Here is a 24,987-nt window from a genome sequence, read left to right on the forward strand (position 1 = left end):
AATTAAAGGTCATTTCCCGCATAACTTAAATCAAAACTTTTATTAATAAGCGGAAAATCTGCAATAATATCTTTATAAATACAGGTATGAAAAGCCTGCCAGTTTATATGAGACGGATCTCTTACATAAAATCTGTCTATTAAACCGTTTTTAATATTTATATACATAAAAAGCTCGCCTATGCTGCTTTCTGTAAATGAGTAATATTCACCGTCTTTAAAATAATTAAATTCTATTTTTTTATTTTCATTGTTTATTTTACAGTTTCTTATTATTTCAATTGAATTTTTAATTTCTTTAATTCTTTGTAAAAACCTGTCACTGACTTCACCTTTTTTGCCAAGCTGAATTTCAAAGCCGTGTAATTTGTACCATTCGTTATCTCTTCTATCTATTTTAATTCCGCTGCTTCTTGCCCCAACCCCTACAACACCGTATTTTACGGCTTTTTCTTTAGTTAAGGTTCCTGTGGTGTCAAATCTGTCCCAAAGGGAAGGAATGTCAATTATCCAGTTTTCAAAGAAGTTCATTTTTTCTTCTAAATAATTTAAAAATTCAAATACAGGTTTAAAATCATAATTCATCTCTTCATTTATTGCACCAAATCCGAATCTGTGACCTGTAACTTTTGCCAAAACTCTTCTTGCGTCTTCTGCTAATTGGCTCATAAACGCTAAAGCCGGAGAAAAACCTGCATCGTTTGGAATAAAGCCCAAATCGTTTAAATGATTGATTATTCTTTCCATTTCTAATAAAATAGCCGTTTTTCTTTTATAAATTTCGCTTTGTTCAATTTCAGACGCCTGATGTAAAATATCAAAAAAACAGATTTGATAAGCTATTGATTCATTACCGCTTATTCTTTCAACTATTTTTTTTATTTCAAGAGGTGTTTTGTTTTCACACATTTTTTCAATTGCCCTGTATTTATAAAAATGTCTTACTTCAATGTGCAGCATATCCTCACCTGCCTGTGAAAACTGAAAGTGACCCGGTTCTATAATTCCTGCGTGAATAGGACCGACAGGTACATAAAATACGCCTTCACCTTTTACCTCTTCGTATTGATAAGGTTCAAACTCACTGAATTCTATATTTTTTTGTGTAAAATTTTTTCTCATAGGATATATATTTTTTGGAAATCTTTCGTGTTTGATAAGAGGCCTTTCATCAAAACTGTCTTCAAAATTTATTCCAAATTCATTTTTTATTTTTCTTTCCATCCATATTGCTGCCGGATATATGTCTGTAATGGTTTTTACAGACGGGTTCTTTTTATCAATCTGTGTTTTTTTTATTTCCTGCTCAAAAACATCAATAATTTCAAAATTATCTTTATTTTCCCTGGCAAATCTTGCTATCAGTCTCATTTTACAATTCCTTCAAGGTAATTAAATGTGTTTGGTAAAATTAAAACAGATAAAGCGATTATAAACCATATAAGCATTAAATATTCGCTTTTTTTAACATCTCCTTTTTTACCATAGCTGTATACTCCTTCTTGAAATATATTAACAAATTTGTAAAAAATAACACTTAAAAATACTAAAATTAGGAAAATGGTAAATATCATTACTCCAAAATATTCGGAATTTTTTGCCAAATCAATCATTGATTTAAATCCGAAAATTTCGCTGAAAAACATTGGACTGGGAGGCAGGGAAATAATTCCAAGCAGTAAAGCAGAAATTAATATTTTACCCATAACAGGAATATTCAAGCTGCCTTTAAATCTGAATTTTCCGTTTTGTTCTATTACAGAGCCGCTTAAAAACAGAGCAGGTTTAAAAAATGCATGGGCTGCAAAATGAAGTAAAGCCGCAAAATATCCTCCGCTGACCCAAAATATTGATATTAGAGTCATATGTTCTATACCGGAAAGGGAAAACAGTCTTATATAATCTTTGCTTCTGTAAATTAAAAAACTTACTATAAAAAGAGTAAAAAGGGCATAAATGTATGTAAAAGCGATTAAATGGGAATAATTAACCTCCATTGCAATTTTGGAAAATCTGAAAAATCCTAAAATAATGGCACTTTCAAGTATTCCGCTAAAAAGAGCCCCTACCGGGTAAATAGAGTGTCTTTCAATATCCGCAAGCCATAAATTCATAGGAAAAAATCCCATTTTAATAAACATTCCGGTTGCCACAATTGCAAAACCTAATTCAAAAAGAAACGGTTTAAGGCTTTTGGTGTGTGCCTCAAGAATATAAAAGTTCATAGCGTTTTCGCCTAAATTTGCTTTTCCGGATGCATATATCAAAATAATTCCGAATAATATTAAAGCAATGGCGATTGCACCTACAATTAAATATTTCCAGGCCTCATTATGTGCCTCTTTTGAAGGTATGATTTTTATCATATAAACAGTTGAAAGAGTGGCAAACTCAAGTCCTATCCAAAAAAGTCCCATATTGTTTGCTAAAATTGAAATAATTACCCCAAGCCAGAATATTCCGTAAAATCTGTAAAATTTTTTATATTCATCTTCACTGAGGTTTATTCTATCTTTTAATGAAATGGCACCTATGCTTATTCCTATGGAAACTATTGATGAAACTAAAATTACAAAAGCGTTTAAATTATCCACAAAAAACAGGGTGTTTGTAAAATGATTATTGAAAATGTAAATAGCCGGGAAAATAATACTTAAAGCTATCAGACTCATAGCAATTCTGTTTATTTTGAAAAAACTTAAAATAAAAATTGCTATCGGCGGTAAAAATATAAATTCCATTTATTCTCCTTGATATTTCAAAAGTAAATTTATAATAATAATAAACATTAATAAATCAACAAAAATACCAAGTTCAACTAGCATTGGCATTCCTTCGGTGGCTGAAACCCCTAAAAGAAACAAGGCGTTTTCAACATTTAAAAATCCTATTATTTTTGCTGCGATATTTTTATGTTCTATAATTAAAAGTGTTGCAATAAAAAGAGATGCTATTGATATTGCTATATAATTTTTATGTATTTCAAAATTATTTATAACAGGTGCAATTAAATAATATGTGAAAACCAAAAGAAGCGGAATAATAATTATTTGATAATAAATAGGGATTTTTGGATAAATTTTTCTGGGAATGGAAAATTTTTGGGTAAGATATTTCATTATTATAGGAATGAAAAGCGATTTAATTAAAATAGTAAGAGTCCCTGTAATCAAAAGGGCTTTATCGTTTATTTCCAAACCTATATTTAATGCAATAAGTCCCAGGAATAAAGAATTTAAACCATACCATAAAAACAGTGTATAAAGCCTTGTAGTAATAGCCTCTATAATTAAAACAGCTATAAAAAAGCCTATTAAAACGTTTGTCATTTTATGCTCCTAAAATATAATAAGTTGTTAAAGACAAAAATCCGAAAATTATGGCTACCGCAAGTAAATTAGGTACTTTAAAAAGTCTGAGTTTTGCCGTGTTGACTTCAACCAAAGCTACCATTACGGCAATTAACAAAAGTTTTATAATAAAAATACCGAGAGCCAAACACCAGCATAAATTGCTTCCAAAAGGCATAAAAAGTGTTGCAAAAAGCGAGGCAAAAATTCCAAATTTCAAACTTCCCGCGAGTTCTATTAAAGCCAAATTAGCCCCGCTTGCATCAAGTATCATGGCTTCGTGAACCATTGTAAGCTCAAGATGGGTTTCGGGATTGTCAACCGGAATTCTGCCGTTTTCAGCTATCAACAAAATAAAAAAACTTATTGCGGAAAGTATAAAGCTGGCACTGTAAATAATAGGAAAATGATTTGAAAGAGATACAGCCGCTTTTGAAATTGAAATATTTCCCCCCATTAAAGAAACAGCAAAAATGGTAAGAATCATTGCAGGTTCGACCATGGCGGAAATAAAAGCTTCCCTGCTTGAGCCAATACCACCAAAACTGCTTGCACTGTCAAGTCCTAAAAGCATAAGAAAGAATGTAGATAAACTCATAAGCCCTGTGATTGTAAATGCGTCCATAAATGAAATATAAAAACTTTTGTTATAAACAGGGGGCAGTAAAAACAAAACAATAATCAAAGGGGAAATTATTAAAAAAGGCGCCATTTTTGAAATAAGACTTGTTTCTTTTGAATATATTACCTCTTTTTTAAAAAGTTTGGCTATATCAATATAAGATTGAAAAGGTGAAAGGGGCTTTTTAAACAAAAGAAACATTTTTATTGATTTAATCATACCAGTTAAAAAAGGGGAAACTAAAGCTATAAAAATTATACTCAAAAAATAATCAATCATTTTCTGTCTCCTAAAAGTAATATTTTGATAAAAATAGCCATAACAGTTATTTCAAGCAATATTTCGCCCCAGGAAACCTGATGATAAAAAACCCTGTAAGAAAAAAGAACTAAAATCAAAAGATTAAAAATTAAAGCGACATATTTTGTTTTTTCGAAATGCGAAATTTTATATACATAGTAACTGATAATATTGGCTAATTTTACATTTCCGTCATATAAACTTTTTTCAAACAGAGGTTTTACATGCACTTCATAAAAAGAATATATAAATTTAGTATTATGTCCTAAAATAGTTTCTTTTACCCTATGCTCTTTTGGTCTATACAGCCATGTGAAAAATTTTCTGATTGGTCCGGCAAATCCCACTGATGAATACTGGTTGGTTTTATTAACTTCGTATCCGCATCCCCAGGTGTGATATGTTCTTGTTTTTATATTTAACGATTTATATATTAAATAAATAACTGCAGTTACGATTATTAAGGCAAAAAACAGTATCAGAGGAGATACGCTTCCACCATTGGAATTTACACTGTGCATTATCCAGATATCCGGAAAGATTTTATTATAAATATTTAAAACAGGTGTTGAAATATTTATAAATTTAATAACAAAAGGGGCGAAAAGCATTAAAGAAATTACAACTATACCCATTAAAATCTGTCCTATTTGCATTAAAATATTTACCTCTTTTGCGTTTTTTGCGTTTTCGCTTCTGTAGAGTCCTAAAAATGCAATACCGAATGCTTTTACAAAACATGCAATTGCAAGACCTCCGGTAAGGGCAAGGGCAAAAATAGAAAATGGAAAGGCAAGTTTTAAAGCAATGTTGCTTATTCCGCTTGAACTTAACATGCTTTGAAATGTCATCCATTCACTCAAAAAGCCGTTTGTAGGGGGAAGGGCTGATATGGAAACGGCGGCGAGTAAAAAACTAAAAGCGGTTATCGGCATATTTTTAATAAGTCCGCCGTATTGTTCAAGATTTTTGGTGTGAGTTTCATATAATATACTTCCCGCACTCATAAAAAGAAGTGATTTAAAACTCATATGGTTAAATGTATGATAAATCGCAGCAATAAAAGCAAAAGCACTTAAAATGGGCATATTTAAAGTATTAAATATCATACCTACGCCTATACCTATTAATATTATTCCAATATTTTCTACCGAATGGTTTGCAAGAAGAGCTTTTATATCATGTTCGCTAAGAGCATACAATACCCCTATGAGCGCGCTCAATGTCCCTATTATCAATATAATAATTCCCCATTCTATAGGCCATGAAGGAATCATAAATAAAAATTTTAAAAATGCAAAAATTGCAACTTTTAGCATAACTCCGCTCATTAAGGCTGAAACGGGAGAAGGGGCTGCCGGATGGGCATACGGAAGCCATACATGAAGAGGCACTGCTCCGGCTTTGCTTAAAAAGCCCAGAGACATTAAAATAAATAGAAGAGTCGGATATTTGAAATTGGCCATATTTAATTTTAAAAAGCTAAAAGGCATAAATAAATTTTGCGGCGAAACAAGCAGGAAAAACAGTAATATAAACACAAAACCGAAATGTGTCATAAAAAAGTAAAATCTGGCGGCTTTTAAGTTTTTTCCATCCGGTTCGGTTAAAATCAGCTGCCATGAACTCAGACTCATAAGTTCCCAGAAAAATAAAAATACAACTATATTATTACTTAATACTACGCCAATCATTGAAATAATAAATGTAAAATAATGCAATAAAAAATGGAATTTTCTTTCAATATGGCTTAAATATCCAGCCATGTAAAACAGATTGGGCAACGCACCTAAAAAAATTAAAAATAAAAACAATACAGAAAAAGAATTAAATTCGAACATCTATTTCGCCTTTAAAATGATTTGGGAAAGTTTCAGTGAAATTATACTACCAATATTTTTTATTTGTTATTAAATTTGTATTAATTTTTAATTTTTTTATAGTTTCGAAAAGTAACAATATAATATTATTTTTTTAACTTTGAAAAACAGATTAAGTTAAATCATTTTTTATATGCTATTATATTTACACAAAGAATAAAAGGAGAATACATGGCGTTAAATGTAAATTTTAAATTAAAAGCTCCAGAAAACACACCTGTGTGGGTAGATGAAAATAAATGCAAAAGCTGTGAACTTTGCGTAGATTTTTGTCCTACCGGGGTTCTTGAAATGGTCGTTGACCCTCATAATATTTTAGGTCAGATGGTTAAAGTTGCCCATCCGGAATATTGTATAGGATGCAGGGAATGTGAGCTTGAATGTCCTGATTTTTGTATTTTTGTAGCGGAAAGAGACGAATTTAAATTTAAAAAATTAAATGAAGTTAAGAAGTTAAAAGGAGAAGCGTAATGAGAGAAGTAGTATCAACAGGAAATAAGCTTGCGGCACTTGCAGCAATTGATGCAGGATGCAGGTTTTTCGGAGGATATCCGATTACACCTTCAAGTGAAATTGCCCATGAAATGAGCAGACTGTTACCAAAAGTAGGAGGTGTATTTATTCAAATGGAAGATGAAATCGCAGGTATTTCAGTTGCGCTTGGGGCCAGTATGAGCGGAACCAAGGCTATGACAAATACTTCAGGCCCCGGAATAAGTCTAAAAGCCGAACAAATCGGACTTGCGTTTATGGGAGAAGTCCCTTTGGTGATTACAAATGTAATGAGAGGCGGACCTTCAACCGGGCTTCCGACAAGACCTGCACAACAGGACATTCTACAGGCTCAGGCACCCACTCATGGGGATTATCAGTCAATTTCACTGTGTCCGGGAAGTTTGGATGAGTGTTACAGCGAAACAGTCAGGGCGTTTAATTTAGCTGAAAGATTTATGACACCTGTATTTGTGTTACTTGATGAAACACTTGGACATATGATAGGAAAAGCCACACTTCCTCCAAAAGATGAAGTTGAAAAAAATATTGTCAACAGAAGGGTATATGAAGGTGATCCTGCAACATATGAACCGTATAATGTTCCAATGGATGAGCCTGCAATTTTAAATCCATTTTTTAAAGGATACAGATATCATATTACCGGGCTTCATCACGGACCAACAGGATTTCCTACAGAAGATGCGAAACTTTCACAGGAATTAATTGACAGGTTATTTAATAAAATTTTAGCTCACAAAGATGAAATTGAAAGTTATGAAGAATATATGCTTGATGATGCCGATATTTTAGTTATTGCATACGGAAGTGTAAGCTTGGCGGCAAAAGAAGCAATCAGACAACTTAGAGCCGAGGGTGTTAAAGTGGGATTATTCAGACCGATTACACTTTGGCCGTCTCCGGAAGAAAAAATTGATGAAGTGTGCAAAAAATTTGATAAAGTATTGGTGGCTGAAATGAATAAAGGTCAATATTTTAAAGAAATTCAAAGAGCAAGCGGAAGAAAAGCCGAAACATTTGATACTTTATTTAAAGCAAACGGAAGACCAATTAGCCCTGCTGAATTTAAAGCAAAAATAAAAGAAATGGTATAAGGAGAAACAATGGCGTTTAATTATGATTATTATTTAAGAACGGAAAAAATGCCGACACTTTGGTGTTGGGGATGCGGTGACGGTATTATTATGAAAGCTGTTATAAGAGCTATGGCAAAACTCGGATGGGATAAAAACGATGTCTGTGTTGTAAGCGGAATCGGATGCAGCGGAAGATTCTCAAGCTATATTGACGCAAACACGGTTCATACTACCCATGGAAGAACACTTGCTTATGCAACAGGAGTAAAACTTGCCAATCCTGATAAACATGTTGTCGTTGTAGCGGGTGACGGAGACGGACTTGCCATCGGAGGTAACCACACCATTCACGCATGCAGAAGAAATATAGATTTAAATTTCATTTTAGTCGATAATTTTATTTACGGACTTACAAACTCCCAGGTTTCTCCTACAACACCAAAAGGAGCATGGTCGGTGACTACCCAGTATGGAAATATCGACCCGACTTTTGATGCCTGTGAACTGGCTAAAGGGGCAGGGGCGACTTTCGTAGCAAGAGAAAGTGTGGCCGAAGCTCAAAAATTAGAGAGAATTTTTGTAAAAGCTTTTGGGCATAAAGGGTTCAGTTTTATAGATGTCCATTCAAACTGTCATGTTAACTTCGGTAGAAAGAATAAAATGGCAAAAGCAAAACAGAATATTGACTGGATTGAAAGCAATTTAGTTCCAAAAGCAAAATGGGATAAATTAAGTGAAGAGGAAAAATATGAATTAAAACAACAGGGTAAAAAACCAAGAGGAATTTTATATCAAAAAGAGGAACCTGAATATTGTGAAGAATACTATAAATTAATCGATAGAGTAAGGGGTAAATAATGAGAAAACAATTAAGATTTACAGGGGTTGGAGGACAAGGTGTCCTTCTTGCCGGTGAAATTTTAGCAAGAGCTTATGTCAGGGCCGGTAAATACGGAATTCAGGTAGGTACCTATACTTCCCAGGTAAGGGGAGGCCCTACAAAAGTTGATATTATCTTAGATGATGAGCCTATTCTTTATCCTTATGCGGTTGACGGTGAAATTGATTTTATGCTCAGTGTTGCAGATAAATCTTATCAGTTGTTTAAAGAAGGTGTTAAAGAAGGCGGTATAATTGTATATGAACCGAATCTGGTTTATCCGAGTGATGATGACAAAGCGAAATGGAAAATGTTTGCTATAGATATTATTGATATCGCAAAAGAAAAAGTCGGAAATGTTATTACCCAGTCAGTTGTGGCTCTTGCAATTGCTACAAAAATGAATGATATAGACAAAGATATGGTATATGAAACTATGATTCAAACAGTTCCGCCTAAAGCGGTTGAGATTAACAAAAAAGCATTTGAACTAGGTTTCCAAGCCGCAGTTGCTGCTTTAGAAAAAGAAAATTCATAAAATTCAAAAGCTTTTGCTTTTGAATTTATTTCAATGAATTCAAAGCTCTTTTTAGAAGTTCCGCATGATATAATTCCTGTCGTGAAATAAACAGTAAAAAGTTGCTTAATTCTTCATTTCCTATTTTTTCGGCTAAAATCAGGCATTGTTTTTCAGCATCCATTTCTTCTTCAATATTTTCTTTTAAAAATTCCACAATTCCAATATTTTCATATTTTCCGTGAGGTATCGGTCTTGGAAGGGTAAGCACACCCATTTCACTTGCAAGCTGTGCAAATCTTCTTAAATGATAAATTGAATCATATGCCAAATCCGTAAAAGCGGAATTTGCAACCTCATTATCTGAAAATGCTTTTAAATATGAATAAATTGTAATTAATTCATATTCTTTGAATGTCTCTTCCATTAAGAAAAACACAAGTGCCGCTTTTGCGTTTTCATCAAGTTTAACACCGGATAATTCTTTATTTTCATTAAATGCTGTAATAATACATTCCAAATCCAGTTTTTTAATTTGACTTAAAAAATAACTGTCGTCATTTTTCAACCTGTTTATTGTAGGTGTGTTGTAATCCTTATAAAATTTCAGATTTTCCTCTAAATCGTTAACAAGCTCCTCTAATAAATCGGATGCATATTTTTTTTGTATTTTTCTTATTTCCTCAGTATTAAAATCCATATTAAATTTTACGTCATCATTTTTTGCATCAGCCATTGCCCATACCATATGTCTGTATTTAAACATTGCTATATCTTCAAATAATTTTTTGGCATTCGTTTCTTTTACCATTACACTTGCATAAATAAATTTAATAAAACTTTCATGAGAAAATCTTATTAATTTTTGATAATCAATCATTACCTCTCCTTTTTTGATTAATTGTATCAAAAGAAAAATTTTTTTTATTGATATAAATCAATTTTTATGTTTAATAATGTATTTAATGGCATTTTCATAACTTTTTGTATCTGCTATTCCTTTATAGGCGATGTCAAATGCTGTTCCGTGGTCAACTGAAGTTCTTAATATCGGTAGATTAAGACTTACATTTATGCTTTCATCAAAATACAAAGCTTTAAGAGGCGCAAGTCCCTGGTCGTGATACATTGCAATAAAATTTCCTTTTTTTTCTTTAAAGGCAATATCCGGCACAAGCGGTCCGTAAAAAATTTCTTTTTCCAAAATTTCGTTTGTTTCTATAATAGCCGGAAATATTTCTTTTATTTCCTCATCACCCAAAACACCTCCGTCTCCCGCATGAGGATTAAGTGCCAAAACGCCTATTTTTTCAAAATGGGTGCTTCTGTAAAAATCAATAAAGAACTGTATTAATTTTTCTTTTTTTATTTTTGAAGGCACTTCTTTTAGGGGAATATGTTCTGTAAATAAAGCGACATACAGCTTTTCGCATCCGAGCATCATAATTGCCTCTTTTTTAAAAATATCCCTTAAAACTTCCGTATGTCCTTTGTATTTGATTCCGGCTTTTGCCCAGGCTTCTTTGTTTATTGGAAGGGTTGTGATTGCGTTTACTTTTTTTTCTTTTGCAAGTTCAATAGCATTTAAAAAACTCTTAAATGAATATTCGGCGCTGTTTTTGTCTATTTCCCCCGGATTAATCTCAAAATCCCCTTTAACTTCCAATGTTTCAAAATCATCGGGAATTTCATAATTTAATAGTTTTGCACCTTTACTTAGCATTGTTTTATTTATACAATATACAGGTTTTACCCAATTTTTTATTTTATTATGGCTTTTTAGAGCAATTTCAAGCCCGATTCCGTTTAAATCCCCAATGCTTACTGCTACTTTCATGCCATTTCCCTGGCTTTAATTAAATCCTCTTTTGTATCAATCCCGAAACTTTTAGATTCAACTTCAATCATTGCTATTTTTTCCCCGTTTTCTAAAACTCTTAACTGTTCTAGTTTTTCAATATGTTCTAATTTTCCTTGCATTTTTGTAAATATGTCAAGGCTTTTTTTATCGAAACCGTAAATCCCGAGATGTCCTTTATATTTGTGTGCCCGGTTGTCTCTGTTGTATGGAATTTTTGAGCGGGAAAAATACAAAGCGTCAGAATTATTATCAATTACTACTTTCACTAAATTGGGGTCTTGGGCGCTTAATTCGTCTATTATTTTATAACAGCTTACCATTTTAAAGTTTCTGTTTAAATCAATCAGTTTTTGTTTAACTTTTTGAAGTATAACCGGTTCTAAAAACGGTTCGTCTCCCTGCATATTTATAACAATTTCATTTTCTGGGAGTTTTAATATATCGCTTGCTTCTTTTATTCTGTCGCTTCCGCTTTTGTGGTTTTTATCTGTGAGTACCGCTTCAAATCCGTATTTTTTACAAACATCAATCACTTCTTTTGAATCGGTGGCAATGACCACATCATCAACTTCTTTTGCGCTCTGGGCGCACCATATTATAACGGGTTTGTTTTTTATGTTTAGAAGAACTTTGTTTGGCAGTCTTGAAGAAGAGAGTCTTGCTGGAATTATAATCATCTGTTTCCTTTTTAGGTATAATTTTACAAAAAAAAGGCTTAAAATGATTAATAAAATTAAAGAAAAAGTAAAAAACGCAAAACATATAGACGAAAAGAAAAAAAGCATAATTCTGGAAAAAATTGATGAATGGAAACACGATAAAGACGCTATGAATCTGATACCGAATTTGTTAATGAAATATTATGAAGAAGACATTAAACCTATTTTAGATGAACTGGGGCTTACTGATTGATTCTATATCAGCCAGAAGAGGGTTACTGTTATAATTCTGATACTTTTTTTTTGTATGATTTTATTACCAAATTTAATATAAAAGGCGATGTTTTAGAAGTAGGCGGGGGATGCGGAGTATTAGGGCTTTTAATTAAAAGGGATTTTCCTGAAATTAATTTAACCATTATTGAAAAACAAAAAATAATGAGTGAATTAATTGTAAAAAATCTAAAAGTTAACAATTTAAAAGCTGACATTGTCAATGATGATTTTTTAAAATTTGGATTTGATAAAAAATTTGATTATATTATTTCAAACCCTCCTTTTTATAAAGGAACACTGAAAAGTGAAAATGAAATAATTAAAATTGCAAGATATGAGGAATTTTTACCTATGAAAGATTTTTTCAAAAAAGTAAACGCTCTATTAAAAGAAAGAGGGGAATTTATTTTCTGTTATGATGCAAAAAGAATAGATGATATAATTTCAAAAATCCCCAAACCCCTTAAAATTACGGATTTGAGGTTTATGTATCCGAGGATTGGCAAAAACGCATCGTTGGTTTTGATTAGAGCCAAAAGGCACGCTAAATCAATGATAAATGTTCATCCTCCTTTAATCGGGTTTGAAGGTAAAAATTATTCAAATGAAGCATATGAAATATATAAAAAAGCTAATACTAAAAGCGTAAAAATATAGCGAAAAGAGTGAGTGGTGAGAAGTGAAAAATTGATAAGTAAAGACGGATTTGATTTTAAGTTTAATCCCGATGCCTGCAAAAAATGCAAAGGAAACTGCTGCATAGGCGAGAGCGGATACATTTGGGTAAATCCAAAAGAAATAGAAGCTATTGCCGATTTTTTAGGGATTGACAAAAATATTTTTATCGACAGATTCTTAATAAAAGTTGGATATAAATATTCAATAAAAGAAAAACCGTACAAAAAGGGATATGCATGTATATTTTTTGAAAACGGATGTAAAATTTATCCTGTAAGGCCAAATCAATGCAAAACATTTCCTTTTTGGGAGAGGTATAAAGATGAAAGATATTATGAAGAATTAAAAAACGAATGCCCGGGAGTGATTTTTAAAATGGAAAATGAAAAATGAATAATGGAAAATTAAAATTAATTTTATTAGTATTTGCATTGTTTTTTATATCATGCAGTGTTAAAAAACCTCAAATCGGTAAAAAAGCATTTGACCAGGAAGACAATTATATAATTAAAGCTCTGGTTTTGGAAAATGACAATAAGCCCCTCCAAGCCGCCGATATTTATGATTTTTTATATAAAAAAACCGGTAAAAATGTTTATTTTAAAAAAGAAATAGAAGATTTGTTTTTTGCCAAAAAATATAAAAAAGTTTTAAATTTAACCGAAAATATTAAAAATTTGGATAAAGAAATATTTAAATACAGAATTTTTTCTCTGCTCGAACTTAAAAAAGGCAGTGAGGCAAAAAAAGAGCTGTTGACGTATTTTAACAAGAAAGAGCCTCTCTTTTATGAACTTATGTCATATATTTTAATAAAAGAAAAAAAATATAATAAAGCTGCCGATTATATAAAATCATTATATGCTATTAATCATAACAAACATACTCTTTTGGCGTTAGCAGATTTATTAATAAAAATAAAAAAATATAATGAAGCGCTTGCATATCTCAGGACACATCTTAAAATATACGGCTGTGAAACAGATGTCTGTGAACGTTTGGCCGAAATATACCGCCAGACGCAGGATTTTGAAAATTTGGCTTATATATATTCATTAATGGGTAAATATGATAAAAAGTATGTTATTTTTGCCTTAAAAATTTATATAGATAACGGAGATTTCAATAAAGCTTTAAAACTTATTGATAAATATAATCTTGGAGACGAATATAAACTGATTCTTTTTGAAAGCTTTAATAAATATAAAGGTGCTGCGAATATTGCTTACAGGTTATTTAATAAAACAAATAATCCGGCTTTTTTATTAAAATACTGTATTTATGAATATGAAGCATATAATAATAAAGAGGCTGCTTTGGAAGTTATTCCGAAACTTAAATTTTTAGCAAAACTTTATCCTGACAATGATTATATAAATAATTTTTTGGGTTATCTTTTAATTGAATACGATATTAATCCAAAAGAAGGTATAGAATATGTAAAAAAGGCTATTAAAATAAAGCCTGACGATACAGCTTATATAGATTCGCTTGCCTGGGGATATTATAAATTAAAAAAATGCAAAACCGCATGGGATATTATTAAAAATATAGATACGGACGATAAAGAAATCAGTAAACACAAAAAGCTTATAAAAAGGTGCTTTTATGATACTTCAAAAAATCATACAAAAAACTCAAAAAAATCTGAAAAAAGAAAAAAGCATTGATGAACTGTTAAACATAAAAAGAAATTTTAAAAATGTAAAAAAAGCCCTTAAATCAACTTCGGACAACCCTTACAGAATTATTGCAGAGGTTAAAAAAGCAAGTCCCAGTAAAGGAATAATAAGAGAAGATTTTAATCCGGTTGAAATTGCCAAAATATATAACGAAGTTGCGGACGCCATGAGTATTTTAACCGAGCCTTTCTTTTTTCAGGGAAGTTTAGAATATCTTAGAGAAATAAGTAAATTTTCTAAAATACCGCTTCTTAGAAAAGATTTTATTATCGATATTTACCAAATAGCAGAGGCTTACAATGCCGGTGCCGATTTTATTTTACTCATTGCAAAAGCGCTTGATACTGAAAAACTTAAAGAATTATATAATTTTGCCAAAAGTGTTAATTTAGAGGTTTTATTTGAAATTCACGATGAAGAAGATTTAAAAAAAGCTCTTGATGTAGGAGCAGATATTATCGGATTTAATCACAGGGACCTTAAAACGTTTGAAATGCATATGGATTTAAGTGAAAAGCTGATGCCGCTTTTGCCAAAAGATGTAATTGTCGTGGCTGAAAGCGGAATAAATAGTTTTGAAACTGTAAAAAAGCTGTATAAAAACGGTGTAGACGCATTTTTGGTGGGTGAATATTTTATGAGGGGAAATGATATAAAAAAAGAGGTTTTGAAATTAAAGGGAATGATTTTTGCTTTTTATTAAAAAAGGCAATAATTTTATGAATGTAAAATATTTTTTAAATTTAACTTTTTTAATTTTTTTTATTGGTTGTGCCGAGCATCCAATGGATCCTACTATTAACATGAAACCTCCTAAATATGTGGAAGAAATGCCGAGTAAAAATGTTAATTATCCTAAAAATCCGGGCTCGCTTTTTACAAACGGGGATAACCTGTTTTCTGATACAAAAGCCATGAAAGTAAATGATATTGTAACTGTATTAATTACAGAAACCGTTAAACAGTCATCCCAGGCAAGTAAAAAACTTTCAGAAGCAAATTCAGATAACGGCGGAACTTTTGATGCGGGAATCAGCGGAGGTGTCAGTGTTGCCGGGCATACCGCCCATATTGGGAAAACCGGTATTTCACTGGGGCTGCCCAGTATGAATTCTACAAGAACTTTTAACGGAAGCGGAACTCAGCAGCATAATGAACTTTTTCAAACAACAATCAGTGCCAGAATTATTAAAGTATTAAAAAACGGAAATTATTTTATTTACGGCACCAGGGAAGTTTATTTAGACGGACAAAAACAGGTAATCGCCTTAAGTGGTGTAATAAGACCTCAGGATATTGCAGCGGATAATACTATTGATTCAAAATATATAGCCGATGCCAAAATTAAATATTTTACCCAGGGTGATATAAAAAGAAACATAGAAAAAAACTGGTTTGCTAAAATCTGGGATGCTATTGCCCCATGGTAGTATTTAATGTTAAATTATGAATGTTGAGTGATAAATTAAGAAATGATAAAAGAAGTTAAGGCATCAGCCAGTAAAAAATCATTTGAATAAATTTTATTTTTTTCTTTATAAAGTTTGTTTTCATTTATTAAAATTTTCACTCTTTCTTTTTCTTCTTTATTAAAAATATCTTCATCAAAACCAATAATTGAGCGGAGTCCCAGGAATATTTTTTCTTTTTTTATATCTTCATCACTTAATTTTTCGTAAGAGTATTTTGTCGGGTTTTTCAAATATTCTTTTACATTTGTTTGAGTGTAATATCTAAACATTTTACATTTTCCATTATCCATTATCCATTTTTTAAATCCCACCGCCCCGGCTCCGATTCCTATATATTCTTTTCCCATCCAATAACCTAAATTATGAAGGCATATGTTTCCAAAATTTGAAATTTCATACTGAAAAAATTTTTCTTTTATTTTATTTATAAACCATATTTCAAATTCTTCATCTTCTTTTCTTTTTGAATAATCTCCCTCCCATTTAGTCCCTTTTTCTATCGTCAGGGAATATGCGCTTATATGTGTGACAGGCAGTTTAAAAGCTGTGTTTAAATCATTTTCAAGCAGTTTTTTATTGTCTTGGGCAGTTGCATAAATTAAATCCAGGTTTATATTTTCAAAACCCGCTTTTTTGGCGTTTTCAATAGATTTTACAGCCTGAATGGGTGAATGGTTTCTGTTTAAAAATTTCAATTTTTTTTCGTTAAAACTCTGCACCCCGAAACTTATCCTGTTTATTCCAAAATTTTTGATTTCTTTTAACCATTCATATGTAACGTTTGGATTTGATTCAATGGTTATTTCTTTTATATTTTTTATATTCACTTCAATGAGTTTAAACAGTTTTTCATAAAACGACTCTTTCATAGTAGAAGGTGTTCCTCCTCCTATGAAAGCTGTTTCAAACTGAATGTTTGAATCTATATCAAAAAAATACTGTTTTTTTACAGCGTTAAAATAATCTTTTTTTAGATGATTTATGTTAGTATAAGAGTTAAATGCGCAGTAATTACATTTACTGTCGCAAAAAGGTATGTGAATATATAGTAACATTTGGGCCTTTTTTTAGTATAATTTTACAAAAAAAAGGCTATAAATTGAAAAAATACCGACCAAATGTCGCCGCAGTAATTTTATCTCCGAATTATCCCGAAAAAGTGGAAGTTTTAATAGCCAAAAGAAACGATGTCGATGCCTGGCAGTTTCCGCAGGGTGGTATTGATGAAGGCGAAAGTGAAGAGGAAGCCCTTTTAAGGGAGCTAAAAGAGGAAATAGGAACCGATGAAGTAGAGATTCTTGCAAAAATGCCTGAATGGCAAACATATGAATTTCCCAAAATTATTGCTAAAAAAATGTATCCGTATGACGGGCAAAGACAAAGATATTTTTTGGTAAAACTTAAAAGAGGTGCAAAAATTAATTTAAATACAGCTCATCCGGAGTTTGAAGATTATAAATTTGTGCCTGTAAATAAAATTTTTAATTATGTTAAATCCTTTAAAAGGCCCGTTTATAAAATAGTTTTGAATTTTTTTAAAAAACTGGGATATATATAAAATAGTGAGTAGTGAGTGTTAATAGTGAGTAGTGAGTAGTGAGTGTTAATAGTTGCCAAGAAGCCAAGTACCAAGTGCTATGTGTAATTAGTAAAAAAGGAGTTTAATGTTAATTGTTCAGAAATTTGGAGGAACAAGCGTAGGAGATTTGGACAGGATTAAAAATGTTGCAAATATTGTGAAAAAAACAAAAAATGAGGGAAATGATGTTGTGGTTGTGGTTTCTGCAATGGCAGGGGAAACTAATAAATTAATTGATTATGCCTCTTATTTTTCCAAAACGCCTCCTCAAAGAGAAATGGATTTACTGGTCAGCTCAGGAGAAAGGGTTACGAGTGCACTTCTTTCAATTGCATTGCAGTCAATGGGAATGGATGCCATTGCCCTGACAGGAAGGCAGGCCGGAATTAAAACAACAAAAGACCACACAAAAGCCAGAATTATGGATATTAATCCGGGGAAAATGCAAAAACATTTAAAAGAAGGCAAAATAGTAATTGTAGCCGGTTTTCAGGGTATAAGCGAGGAAGGTGATGTTACAACCCTGGGAAGAGGGGGAAGCGATTTAACGGCTGTGGCAATTGCAGGGGCGTTAAAAGCCCATAAATGTGAAATTTACACCGATGTGGACGGTATTTATACTACTGATCCGAGAATAGAGCCAAAAGCTAAAAAAATAAATATGATAACTTATGACGAAATGCTTGAGCTTGCAAGTTTGGGGGCTAAAGTAATGCAGTCACGTTCAGTGGAACTTGCAAAAAAATTAGAAGTCGATATAGAAGTTAAATCAAGTTTCAATCCGGAAATTAAAGGAACATTAATTACAAAGGAGACACCTGAAATGGAAAAAGTTTTGGTAAGTGGAATAGCGCTTGATAAAAATCAGGCGAGAGTCAGTATTTTTGGAGTGGAGGACAGACCCGGTATCAGTGCCGAAATATTTTCAAAATTAGCTGATAAAAATATAAATGTGGATATGATTATTCAAAATGTCGGAAAAGACAATAAAGCAAATTTAACTTTTACAGTACCTGAAACCGAACTTGAGCTTACCAAAAAAGTATTGGGAGAATATGAGCAAAAAGCTGAAGCAATGGAATATGACAGGGATATTGCAAAAGTAAGTATTGTCGGGGTTGGTATGAAATCCCACAGCGGCGTGGCGGCAACAGCATTTAAAACCTTGGCGGATGAAAATATAAATATATTAATGATTTCTACGAGTGAAATTAAAATTTCTATGATAATAGATGAAAAATACGGGGAACTTGCTGTCAGAAGTTTACACAAAGCTTATAATCTGGATAAATAATGGATTTAAACGAGTTTACTTTAAAATATATAAGAGAAAAAAACTTAAAATGGATGGAAGAGAAAAGGCTGGAATGGATTCCTTTAATCAGTGAATTTCTTTCTCAGGTGATTGAAGGAAAATGTGTTTTAATTATAACCGATTACAAAAGAAAATGGCTTAGAGATTATATTCTCCAGAAAATAAATAATTTTCAGGATTTTAAGCCGTCTTTTATTCCTTTTTTTGACCTGATTTCCTTTATACCCCAAATAGAATATGCAAAAACGAACGAGCATTTTGATTTAATAGAGGATATGCTGAATATTACTTTTAATGAAAATTATATTTTCTGGTATATCGGAGTTGAAACTCCGATGCTTAAATTTGCAAGGCGCAAAGAAAATTCTTTTTTCTGGATAATGGATATGGATTTGCATAAAAACTTCTTTTTAAAATCTATCGATGAAAATCTTGATTTAAAACTTTTACATTTAACGGATTTATTGAATGAAACCTTAAAAGCGGTTATTTTCGGTGAGGTTGAACTTTGAATAAAATAATCGTTACAAACGATTTGGAAAAATGTATAAATGAAATTAAATATGATGAAAAGATTATAACAGATGAATTTAAAGTTGAAAATGTAAAAGAGCTTAAAGAAATTTCCTATCTTACAAGCAAAAATGAAAAAACCATTTTAATTGCCGCAAAAAAATATAATTTAATTTCTCAAAACGCTCTTTTGAAAATACTTGAAGAACCTCCTCCAAATACTGCGTTTATACTGGCCGTGACATCAAAATATTCATTGCTTGAGACTATAAAATCAAGGCTTCCCATCGAATATAAAATTTTTAAAAATGTAACAGATGTAAATGTTGATTTAAGTAAAATAAATAATGATTTGATTTTCGATTTATTGCAAAAAGATTTAAATAAAGATGAAATTAAAGCAATTTGTTATGATTTGATTAATAAAAAAAATTTAAAAAAAGAGCTGAATGTTTTAAGCAATGCTATAAAAATGCTTGAATTGAATATTGAAAAAAAAGCGGTTTTGGCTTATATAATGCTTTATTTCAAAGGAAAATAATGAAAATTTATAAATTAAACAGCGATATTGATTTGGCTGAAGTTATGCAAAAAATGGGAGTGGACAAAATCGGAATTGAAATAATGAAAAAAAAGCGTTCTGTTTATGTTTTTTATATTAAAAACATAAATTGTGCCGCCGCAAATATTCTAAAACAGGACGCTTTAAGCATTGGTGCCGAACTTGCCGTTCCCATAGGGGCTCCAAGCTGCAAAAACAAATATTTTGATGCGCTTTTGTTATGTAATGAAAAACATTTAATTACACTTTCCAAAAAAGAGCTCACTCAGCCGTTTGGATTGAAAGATTTGGCAAAACAGCTTAAAAATTTTGTAAACCTTCCTAAATTTCCTTTAAAAATTATGGGGGTTATTAATGCAAATGAAGATTCTTTTTTTGAAGGCAGCAGATTCAAAGGAAGCGAAGCGCTTAAGCAGATTGAAAAAATGATTGACGAAGGTGCGGATATAATTGATTTAGGCGGAGTTTCATCCAGACCTGGAAGTGTTTATCCCGGGGTGGAAGAAGAATTAAAGAGGGTCTCCCCAATTATTGATGAAATTTATAAACATAAATTATATGAAAAAGCTGTTTTCAGTATAGATACATTTGAATCCAAAGTTTTGGAATATGCACTTGAGCGCGGTTTTAAAATAGCAAATGATATTACCGGCCTTGAAAGCGACGAATATGCCGAGGTTGCGGCAAAATATAATGCCGATGTTATTATTATGCATAAAAAAGGAATTCCAAAAGATATGCAGAAAAATCCATTTTATGAAAATGTAATTTTGGAAATCGACGAATTTTTTGAACAAAGAATTGCAAAAGCAAAAAATTTTGGAATAAAAAATGTAATTTTGGATGTTGGAATAGGCTTTGGCAAAAGACTTGAAGATAATCTTGCGTTAATTAAGCATTTGGAGCATTTTTTGCATTTTGGATATGAGCTTTTGATAGGGGCAAGCAGAAAATCTATGATAGATATGATTATGAAAAAATATGGTATTTCAACTACTCCTTCTGAAAGACTGCCCGGTACTTTGGCAATTCATCAAGAAGCGTTTAGAAACGGGGCAAGTATTATCAGGTGTCATGATGTAAAAGAGCATTTTCAGGCTTTAAAAGTTTATGATGCCATTAAGGGATTTGATGTTTAGAAGGCAGATAGAACTTCTTGGGAGTAAACAAAAACTGCTTGAAAATAAAAAAATTTTAATAGTCGGGGCCGGAGGGCTTGGAAATGCTTTGGCCACTATTATCAGCTGTATAGGGCTTGAAAGTATTATCATTGTTGATTTTGACAAAATAGAAATTCATAATATCCACAGACAGATTCAGTTTACAAAAAATGATTTAGGAAAAAACAAAGCCAGAGTTTTGGGCGAAAAAATAAAAAGATGCGATACCAAAATAAAAATTGTAGAAAATAAATTTTCAAGCGATATGAATTTTGATGTGGATTTGGTTTTTGATGCAACAGATAATTTTGAAGCAAGAGAAGAAATTGATAAATTTTCCAAAAAAAACTCCATTCCATGGGTATATACGAGCGTGGATGAATATTATGCCCAGGTGGGTTTTTTTAAAAAAACAGATTTTAACACTTTTGCAACAAAAAGACTTTCCCCCAAAGGACAAATTCCTCCGATGGTAAGCCTGGCCGCCAGTATAGAAGCGATGATTGGTGTAAAATATTTAATAGGCGAGCTTAAAGAAGAAATTTTATATTATATAGATTTCAGTAAAGATTTGGAAATAAAAAAATTTAAATTTTAATATTTAAAATTAGCCTAAAACCCTTGATTTTTAGAAAGTTTTTATATATAATTTCATCACCCAAAAATAATGGGCTGTCGCCAAGCGGTAAGGCACAGGACTTTGACTCCTGCATTCGGAGGTTCGAATCCTCCCAGCCCAGCCAACGGCGCGGGGTAGAGCAGTCTGGTAGCTCGTCGGGCTCATAACCCGAAGGTCGGAGGTTCAAATCCTCCCCCCGCAACCAAAAATTAAACTTATAAAGTGTCTGTCACTAATATTGCAATTGATTAATTTTATTATTTTTTTACTTTTCATTTTACATTTTTAATTTTTAATTTCTAATTTATATCAATACCATATTCTTTCTAAATATAAGCCGGTTGGACTCGCCAAGTGTTTGGAAATTAATTTTTCTTTGTTTAACTGTTTTTTTAAATCTTTTATAGTTAGTTTTTCTTCGTTAATTTTTAAGATAAAATCCATAATTATTCTGATTTGTCCTCTTAAAAATCCGTTTCCTCTGATTTTGAATACATATAAATTTTTATATTCAAATGCTTTTGCTTCATAAATTTCCCTTATATAATGATTAACATCGCTTCCGGTTTTTGCAAAATACTCAAAATCGTGCCTGCCTGTTAAAAGTTTTAAAGTTTTGTTTATTTTATTTAAATTTACGGGTTTATTATAAAACAGTGTATATTTTGCATTAAAAGGTGTAAATTTTTTTGTAATTAAATATCTGTAACTTCTCTGTTTTGCACTGAATCTCGGATGAAAATCCAAAGGTGCAGTTTCAATTTTTTTAAAATAAATATAAGGATACAAAATATTGTTCAAAGATTTTTTTAGTTTGTTTAAGTTCCAGAAATCAGGGGTTTCAAAGGAAATTACCTGATTCAATGCATGGACACCCTTATCGGTTCTGCCGGAATGAAAAATTTTAGTGTCTATATTTAATTTTTTCAATGCTTTTAATATTTCGCCCTGAACGGTTTTTTTATTATTTTGAATCTGCATACCGTAAAATTCGCTGCCGTCATAGGCAATAACCGCCTTAATCAAAATTTTTTATCCTTTAAATAAAAAAATAATCCGCAAAAAAAGAATAACGATATTATTAATAAATTTATTGCAAACGAATTTGTGATTTTTGTAAAAATTAAATATATTACTAATAATAAAATAGAATAAATAAGTGAATGGTTTTTATGCAATCTTGGATGAAAAAATCCAAAAAGCGGTATATAAAAAAAGAGTGTTATTGGAATTAATGCAAAAGGTATGTAAAATAAAAACAGTTTTTTATTCTTTTTTAAATATTTTTTATATTCTAAAATATTGAAATTTATATAAGGAATTATTTGATTAATATTCATTGTTTTAAATTTTATTGTTAGATTTTTATCAATATCATAAATATAGCCGTTTTTTAACTGAAAAATCAAATAATTTTTATCTTTAATTATAGAGGCGCTGTTTGAAGTTATAAATTTTTTTTCACTCGGGTTGAAAAGATATATTTTTTTATAAAAATTTTTTTCTTTTTTTTCTATAAATGCGTTCCATTTTCCAAACTGTTGTGAAATTTGAGATGTCTGAATATTAAATTTGGCTTCCTGTTTTTTTTCATTTTTGAAATTTTTATAAACCAAATCAGAATAGGGGATAGAAATAAAAAGAATAAAAAAATTAACAACCGCAATTAAAACAGATGTTATCATAATGGGGAAAAGGATTTTTTTAGGGGATATACCGGTTGAAAAAACCGCAACAAGTTCCTGAGTATCACTTAAATTGGAGTATGTCATTACAGAAGCCATGAAAAAAGAGATGGATAAAGTTACAGTCAATATTTTTGTTAAAGATAAAAAATACATTTTGGAAAGTTCTAAAAATGTTATATGTATCGAGGCTGTAACATTTGAAATGGAAATTATTACAATAATAGAAGTAATCAGAAATAAAATCAAAAATATATTTATAAATATATTAAAAAAATTTTTTAATATATATTTTTGAAGTTTATCCATACAATCTACTCCATAAATTTATAAAATAATCATTAAAACACCATACGATAAAAGTGCCAAGTGCCAAAAAAGGTATAAAAGGAAGCTCTAAATCTTTTTTGAAAATTCTGTTGTAAAGTGATGGAACAATGGCAGTTAATGCTGCTATAAATATTGCAAAAAGCGAAAGTTTAATTCCAAGAAGCCCTCCCATGCTTCCAGCCAGAATTATATCCCCTTCGCCCATGGCCTCTCTTTTTATAAAAAATGAGACATAATATCTTATTAAACTCATTCCGCCCATTAATATTAAAGCATTTTTAAAATTTTCAATAATATCGGGGGTTGAAAAAAATGAAAGTGTTAACGCCAAAAGATTTAAACTGTCCGGTACAGCTTTATAATCAAAATCAATCATGCTCAAAGCTAAAAAAAGAGTGAAAATTATAAATATAATAAATGAATAAATATCCAAGCCTATTTTTTTATATATTATAATAGCCAAAATACCCGTCATTAATTCTATTATGGGATAACGCAGAGAAATTTTTTCGCTGCAGTAAGCACATTTTCCTTTTAATAAAAAATAACTGATAATAGGTATATTATGCCAGGGCTTAAGCTTTTCCCCGCATTTTGGGCAATGGCTTGGGGGATATGCGATGTTTTTCCCTTTAGGGACTCTGTAAATAACAACATTTAAAAAACTACCGATACAAATACCTATTACAAAAATTGTTATATAAATTATCAAATTATCCATTTTTCATTCTCCGTTTTATATTTTTCATTCCCCACTTTTAACTTTTCACTACTCACTACCCACTACCCACTGTTTTATATTCCCCCAAATCTTCTTTGCCTTTTTTTAAAATTGTTTAAAATTTGTTCTAATTCCCTGCTTGTAAAATCAGGCCACAAAGTAGGGGTAAAAAACATTTCTGCGTAGGCAATCTGCCAAAGTAAAAAATTACTGACCCTGATTTCTCCGCTGGTTCTTATTAATAAATCCACATCTTCATTTATATCAAGGTTTTTTTGGATATTTTCCTGGGTGATTTCTTCGTTTTTTTTAATTATTTTTTTAACAGCCCTTGTAATTTCGTCCCTGCCTCCGTAATTTAAGGCCAAAACCTGTGTCAGTCTTTTATTGTTTTTGGTAGTTTCTTTTGTGTATTCGATTCTTTTTCTGAGTTTAGGGGAAAATTTTGATATATCACCGATAACTTCAAATTTTACATCGTTTTTTATATATGTCTCAAGTTCTTTTTTTAACCAGTTTTCAAGAAGTTTCATTAGAAAATCTGTTTCCATTTTCGGTCTTTTCCAGTTTTCCGTAGAAAAAGCATATAATGTTAAAATTTTAATTTCGGGACTGTTTGCGCAGTAAGCTGTTATTTCCTTTACAACTTCTGCCCCTTTTTTATGACCCTCAACTCTTTTAAGGCCTCTTTTTTTTGCCCATCTTCCGTTTCCGTCCATTATTATTGCAAGATGCATA

General features: G+C 31.1%; 29 protein-coding genes and 2 tRNA genes. 18 read left to right on the plus strand and 13 right to left on the minus strand.

Features of this window, described 5'->3' with window-relative positions:
* Positions 1-2: 2 nt before the first annotated feature.
* The 5 genes from DZ67_RS0106910 to DZ67_RS0106930 are packed head-to-tail and all read right to left on the minus strand — an operon-like array spanning position 3 to position 6,112.
* Positions 3-1,370 carry a hydrogenase large subunit gene (locus DZ67_RS0106910; protein ID WP_024791937.1) on the minus strand — a complete coding sequence of 456 codons (1,368 nt, stop codon included), beginning with the start codon at positions 1,368-1,370 and terminating at the stop codon, positions 3-5.
* Positions 1,367-2,740: a proton-conducting transporter transmembrane domain-containing protein gene (locus DZ67_RS0106915; RefSeq protein WP_024791938.1), complete on the minus strand. Its 1,374-nt coding sequence runs from the start codon at positions 2,738-2,740 to the stop codon at positions 1,367-1,369. Before DZ67_RS0106915 ends, DZ67_RS0106910 begins: the two co-directional genes overlap by 4 nt.
* Positions 2,741-3,328: a hydrogenase gene (locus DZ67_RS0106920; protein ID WP_024791939.1), complete on the minus strand. Its 588-nt coding sequence runs from the start codon at positions 3,326-3,328 to the stop codon at positions 2,741-2,743.
* 1 nt (position 3,329) lies between these two features.
* Entirely contained in the window at positions 3,330-4,250 is a 921-nt protein-coding gene (locus tag DZ67_RS0106925) for a respiratory chain complex I subunit 1 family protein (protein WP_024791940.1), read from the minus strand.
* Positions 4,247-6,112 (minus strand): proton-conducting transporter transmembrane domain-containing protein, encoded by a 1,866-nt coding sequence (locus DZ67_RS0106930; RefSeq protein WP_024791941.1) that lies wholly within the window; start codon positions 6,110-6,112, stop codon positions 4,247-4,249. Before DZ67_RS0106930 ends, DZ67_RS0106925 begins: the two co-directional genes overlap by 4 nt.
* A 210-nt stretch (positions 6,113-6,322) precedes the next feature.
* On the opposite strand from DZ67_RS0106930, the gene DZ67_RS0106935 reads away from it, so the two are divergent.
* From DZ67_RS0106935 to DZ67_RS0106950, 4 genes are read left to right on the plus strand one after another with little or no spacing between them, the layout of a single operon-like run.
* The gene (locus DZ67_RS0106935) at positions 6,323-6,622 is read left to right on the plus strand and encodes a 4Fe-4S binding protein (protein WP_024791942.1); all 300 of its coding nucleotides are present in this window, start codon (positions 6,323-6,325) and stop codon (positions 6,620-6,622) included.
* Positions 6,622-7,758, plus strand: a complete 1,137-nt coding sequence (locus DZ67_RS0106940) for a 2-oxoglutarate synthase subunit alpha (protein ID WP_024791943.1) — start codon at positions 6,622-6,624, stop codon at positions 7,756-7,758. Before DZ67_RS0106935 ends, DZ67_RS0106940 begins: the two co-directional genes overlap by 1 nt.
* Positions 7,759-7,767: 9 nt before the next feature.
* The gene (locus tag DZ67_RS0106945) at positions 7,768-8,598 is read left to right on the plus strand and encodes a 2-oxoglutarate ferredoxin oxidoreductase subunit beta (RefSeq protein ID WP_024791944.1); all 831 of its coding nucleotides are present in this window, start codon (positions 7,768-7,770) and stop codon (positions 8,596-8,598) included.
* On the plus strand, positions 8,598-9,158 hold the full coding sequence (locus DZ67_RS0106950) for a 2-oxoacid:acceptor oxidoreductase family protein (RefSeq protein WP_024787932.1): 561 nt from the start codon (positions 8,598-8,600) through the stop codon (positions 9,156-9,158). Before DZ67_RS0106945 ends, DZ67_RS0106950 begins: the two co-directional genes overlap by 1 nt.
* A 25-nt stretch (positions 9,159-9,183) precedes the next feature.
* Here DZ67_RS0106950 and DZ67_RS0106955 read toward each other — a convergent pair whose 3' ends face one another.
* The 3 genes from DZ67_RS0106955 to kdsB are packed head-to-tail and all read right to left on the minus strand — an operon-like array spanning position 9,184 to position 11,675.
* Positions 9,184-10,017 carry a ferritin-like domain-containing protein gene (locus tag DZ67_RS0106955; RefSeq protein WP_024791945.1) on the minus strand — a complete coding sequence of 278 codons (834 nt, stop codon included), beginning with the start codon at positions 10,015-10,017 and terminating at the stop codon, positions 9,184-9,186.
* A gap of 57 nt (positions 10,018-10,074) precedes the next feature.
* On the minus strand, positions 10,075-10,974 hold the full coding sequence (gene pdxA / locus DZ67_RS0106960) for a 4-hydroxythreonine-4-phosphate dehydrogenase (RefSeq protein ID WP_024787934.1): 900 nt from the start codon (positions 10,972-10,974) through the stop codon (positions 10,075-10,077).
* Complete coding sequence (gene kdsB / locus DZ67_RS0106965) at positions 10,971-11,675, minus strand: 3-deoxy-manno-octulosonate cytidylyltransferase (protein WP_024791946.1); 705 nt, start codon at positions 11,673-11,675, stop codon at positions 10,971-10,973. The genes pdxA and kdsB overlap by 4 nt, the downstream gene beginning before the upstream one ends.
* A 43-nt stretch (positions 11,676-11,718) precedes the next feature.
* Between kdsB and DZ67_RS0106970 the strand changes: the two genes are divergently transcribed.
* From DZ67_RS0106970 to DZ67_RS0106995, 6 genes are read left to right on the plus strand one after another with little or no spacing between them, the layout of a single operon-like run.
* Positions 11,719-11,910 (plus strand): hypothetical protein, encoded by a 192-nt coding sequence (locus DZ67_RS0106970; RefSeq protein ID WP_024790063.1) that lies wholly within the window; start codon positions 11,719-11,721, stop codon positions 11,908-11,910.
* Positions 11,907-12,590: a tRNA1(Val) (adenine(37)-N6)-methyltransferase gene (locus DZ67_RS0106975; protein WP_024791947.1), complete on the plus strand. Its 684-nt coding sequence runs from the start codon at positions 11,907-11,909 to the stop codon at positions 12,588-12,590. Before DZ67_RS0106970 ends, DZ67_RS0106975 begins: the two co-directional genes overlap by 4 nt.
* Positions 12,591-12,605: 15 nt before the next feature.
* Complete coding sequence (locus DZ67_RS0106980; protein WP_024791948.1) at positions 12,606-13,004, plus strand: YkgJ family cysteine cluster protein; 399 nt, start codon at positions 12,606-12,608, stop codon at positions 13,002-13,004.
* The gene (locus DZ67_RS0106985) at positions 13,001-14,281 is read left to right on the plus strand and encodes a tetratricopeptide repeat protein (protein WP_024791949.1); all 1,281 of its coding nucleotides are present in this window, start codon (positions 13,001-13,003) and stop codon (positions 14,279-14,281) included. Before DZ67_RS0106980 ends, DZ67_RS0106985 begins: the two co-directional genes overlap by 4 nt.
* Positions 14,220-14,996 carry an indole-3-glycerol phosphate synthase TrpC gene (trpC, locus tag DZ67_RS0106990; RefSeq protein ID WP_024791950.1) on the plus strand — a complete coding sequence of 259 codons (777 nt, stop codon included), beginning with the start codon at positions 14,220-14,222 and terminating at the stop codon, positions 14,994-14,996. The genes DZ67_RS0106985 and trpC overlap by 62 nt, the downstream gene beginning before the upstream one ends.
* 16 nt (positions 14,997-15,012) lie before the next feature.
* Complete coding sequence (locus DZ67_RS0106995; RefSeq protein WP_024787941.1) at positions 15,013-15,723, plus strand: flagellar basal body L-ring protein FlgH; 711 nt, start codon at positions 15,013-15,015, stop codon at positions 15,721-15,723.
* A gap of 35 nt (positions 15,724-15,758) precedes the next feature.
* Here the strand turns inward: DZ67_RS0106995 and hemW are convergent, their stop codons facing one another.
* A complete protein-coding gene (hemW, locus tag DZ67_RS0107000) occupies positions 15,759-16,820 on the minus strand; it encodes a radical SAM family heme chaperone HemW (RefSeq protein WP_024791951.1) in 1,062 nt (353 codons plus the stop codon).
* Between the two features lie 44 nt (positions 16,821-16,864).
* Between hemW and DZ67_RS0107005 the strand changes: the two genes are divergently transcribed.
* The 8 genes from DZ67_RS0107005 to DZ67_RS0107040 all read left to right on the plus strand — a co-directional run bounded on the left by DZ67_RS0107005 (position 16,865) and on the right by DZ67_RS0107040 (position 21,718).
* Positions 16,865-17,323, plus strand: coding sequence for an RNA pyrophosphohydrolase (locus tag DZ67_RS0107005; RefSeq protein WP_024787943.1), 459 nt, complete (start codon positions 16,865-16,867; stop codon positions 17,321-17,323).
* A 106-nt stretch (positions 17,324-17,429) separates the two neighbouring features.
* Positions 17,430-18,638, plus strand: a complete 1,209-nt coding sequence (locus DZ67_RS0107010) for an aspartate kinase (RefSeq protein WP_024791952.1) — start codon at positions 17,430-17,432, stop codon at positions 18,636-18,638.
* Positions 18,638-19,171 carry a HobA family DNA replication regulator gene (locus DZ67_RS0107015; protein WP_051428201.1) on the plus strand — a complete coding sequence of 178 codons (534 nt, stop codon included), beginning with the start codon at positions 18,638-18,640 and terminating at the stop codon, positions 19,169-19,171. The genes DZ67_RS0107010 and DZ67_RS0107015 overlap by 1 nt, the downstream gene beginning before the upstream one ends.
* Complete coding sequence (locus tag DZ67_RS0107020) at positions 19,168-19,713, plus strand: DNA polymerase III subunit delta' (RefSeq protein ID WP_024787946.1); 546 nt, start codon at positions 19,168-19,170, stop codon at positions 19,711-19,713. The genes DZ67_RS0107015 and DZ67_RS0107020 overlap by 4 nt, the downstream gene beginning before the upstream one ends.
* Complete coding sequence (folP, locus tag DZ67_RS0107025) at positions 19,713-20,873, plus strand: dihydropteroate synthase (protein ID WP_024787947.1); 1,161 nt, start codon at positions 19,713-19,715, stop codon at positions 20,871-20,873. The genes DZ67_RS0107020 and folP overlap by 1 nt, the downstream gene beginning before the upstream one ends.
* Entirely contained in the window at positions 20,866-21,492 is a 627-nt protein-coding gene (locus DZ67_RS0107030) for a HesA/MoeB/ThiF family protein (protein WP_051428203.1), read from the plus strand. The genes folP and DZ67_RS0107030 overlap by 8 nt, the downstream gene beginning before the upstream one ends.
* 70 nt (positions 21,493-21,562) lie before the next feature.
* Positions 21,563-21,637, plus strand: a tRNA-Gln gene (locus DZ67_RS0107035).
* Positions 21,638-21,641: 4 nt separating this feature from the next.
* A tRNA-Met gene (locus DZ67_RS0107040) sits at positions 21,642-21,718 on the plus strand.
* A gap of 104 nt (positions 21,719-21,822) precedes the next feature.
* Here the strand turns inward: DZ67_RS0107040 and truA are convergent.
* The 4 genes from truA to DZ67_RS0107060 form a co-directional block, all read right to left on the minus strand.
* Positions 21,823-22,539, minus strand: a complete 717-nt coding sequence (gene truA / locus DZ67_RS0107045; protein ID WP_236617369.1) for a tRNA pseudouridine(38-40) synthase TruA — start codon at positions 22,537-22,539, stop codon at positions 21,823-21,825.
* A complete protein-coding gene (locus DZ67_RS0107050) occupies positions 22,536-23,507 on the minus strand; it encodes an LptF/LptG family permease (RefSeq protein ID WP_024791437.1) in 972 nt (323 codons plus the stop codon). Before DZ67_RS0107050 ends, truA begins: the two co-directional genes overlap by 4 nt.
* Positions 23,500-24,249 carry a prepilin peptidase gene (locus DZ67_RS0107055; protein WP_024791953.1) on the minus strand — a complete coding sequence of 250 codons (750 nt, stop codon included), beginning with the start codon at positions 24,247-24,249 and terminating at the stop codon, positions 23,500-23,502. Before DZ67_RS0107055 ends, DZ67_RS0107050 begins: the two co-directional genes overlap by 8 nt.
* A gap of 74 nt (positions 24,250-24,323) precedes the next feature.
* Positions 24,324-24,986 (minus strand): di-trans,poly-cis-decaprenylcistransferase, encoded by a 663-nt coding sequence (locus tag DZ67_RS0107060; protein ID WP_024790942.1) that lies wholly within the window; start codon positions 24,984-24,986, stop codon positions 24,324-24,326.
* Between the last annotated feature and the right edge of the window lies 1 nt (position 24,987).

Origin of the sequence: Lebetimonas sp. JS138 (genome assembly GCF_000523335.1) — a bacterium.
In the GTDB taxonomy this organism is placed as follows: Bacteria; Campylobacterota; Campylobacteria; order Campylobacterales; family Nautiliaceae; genus Lebetimonas.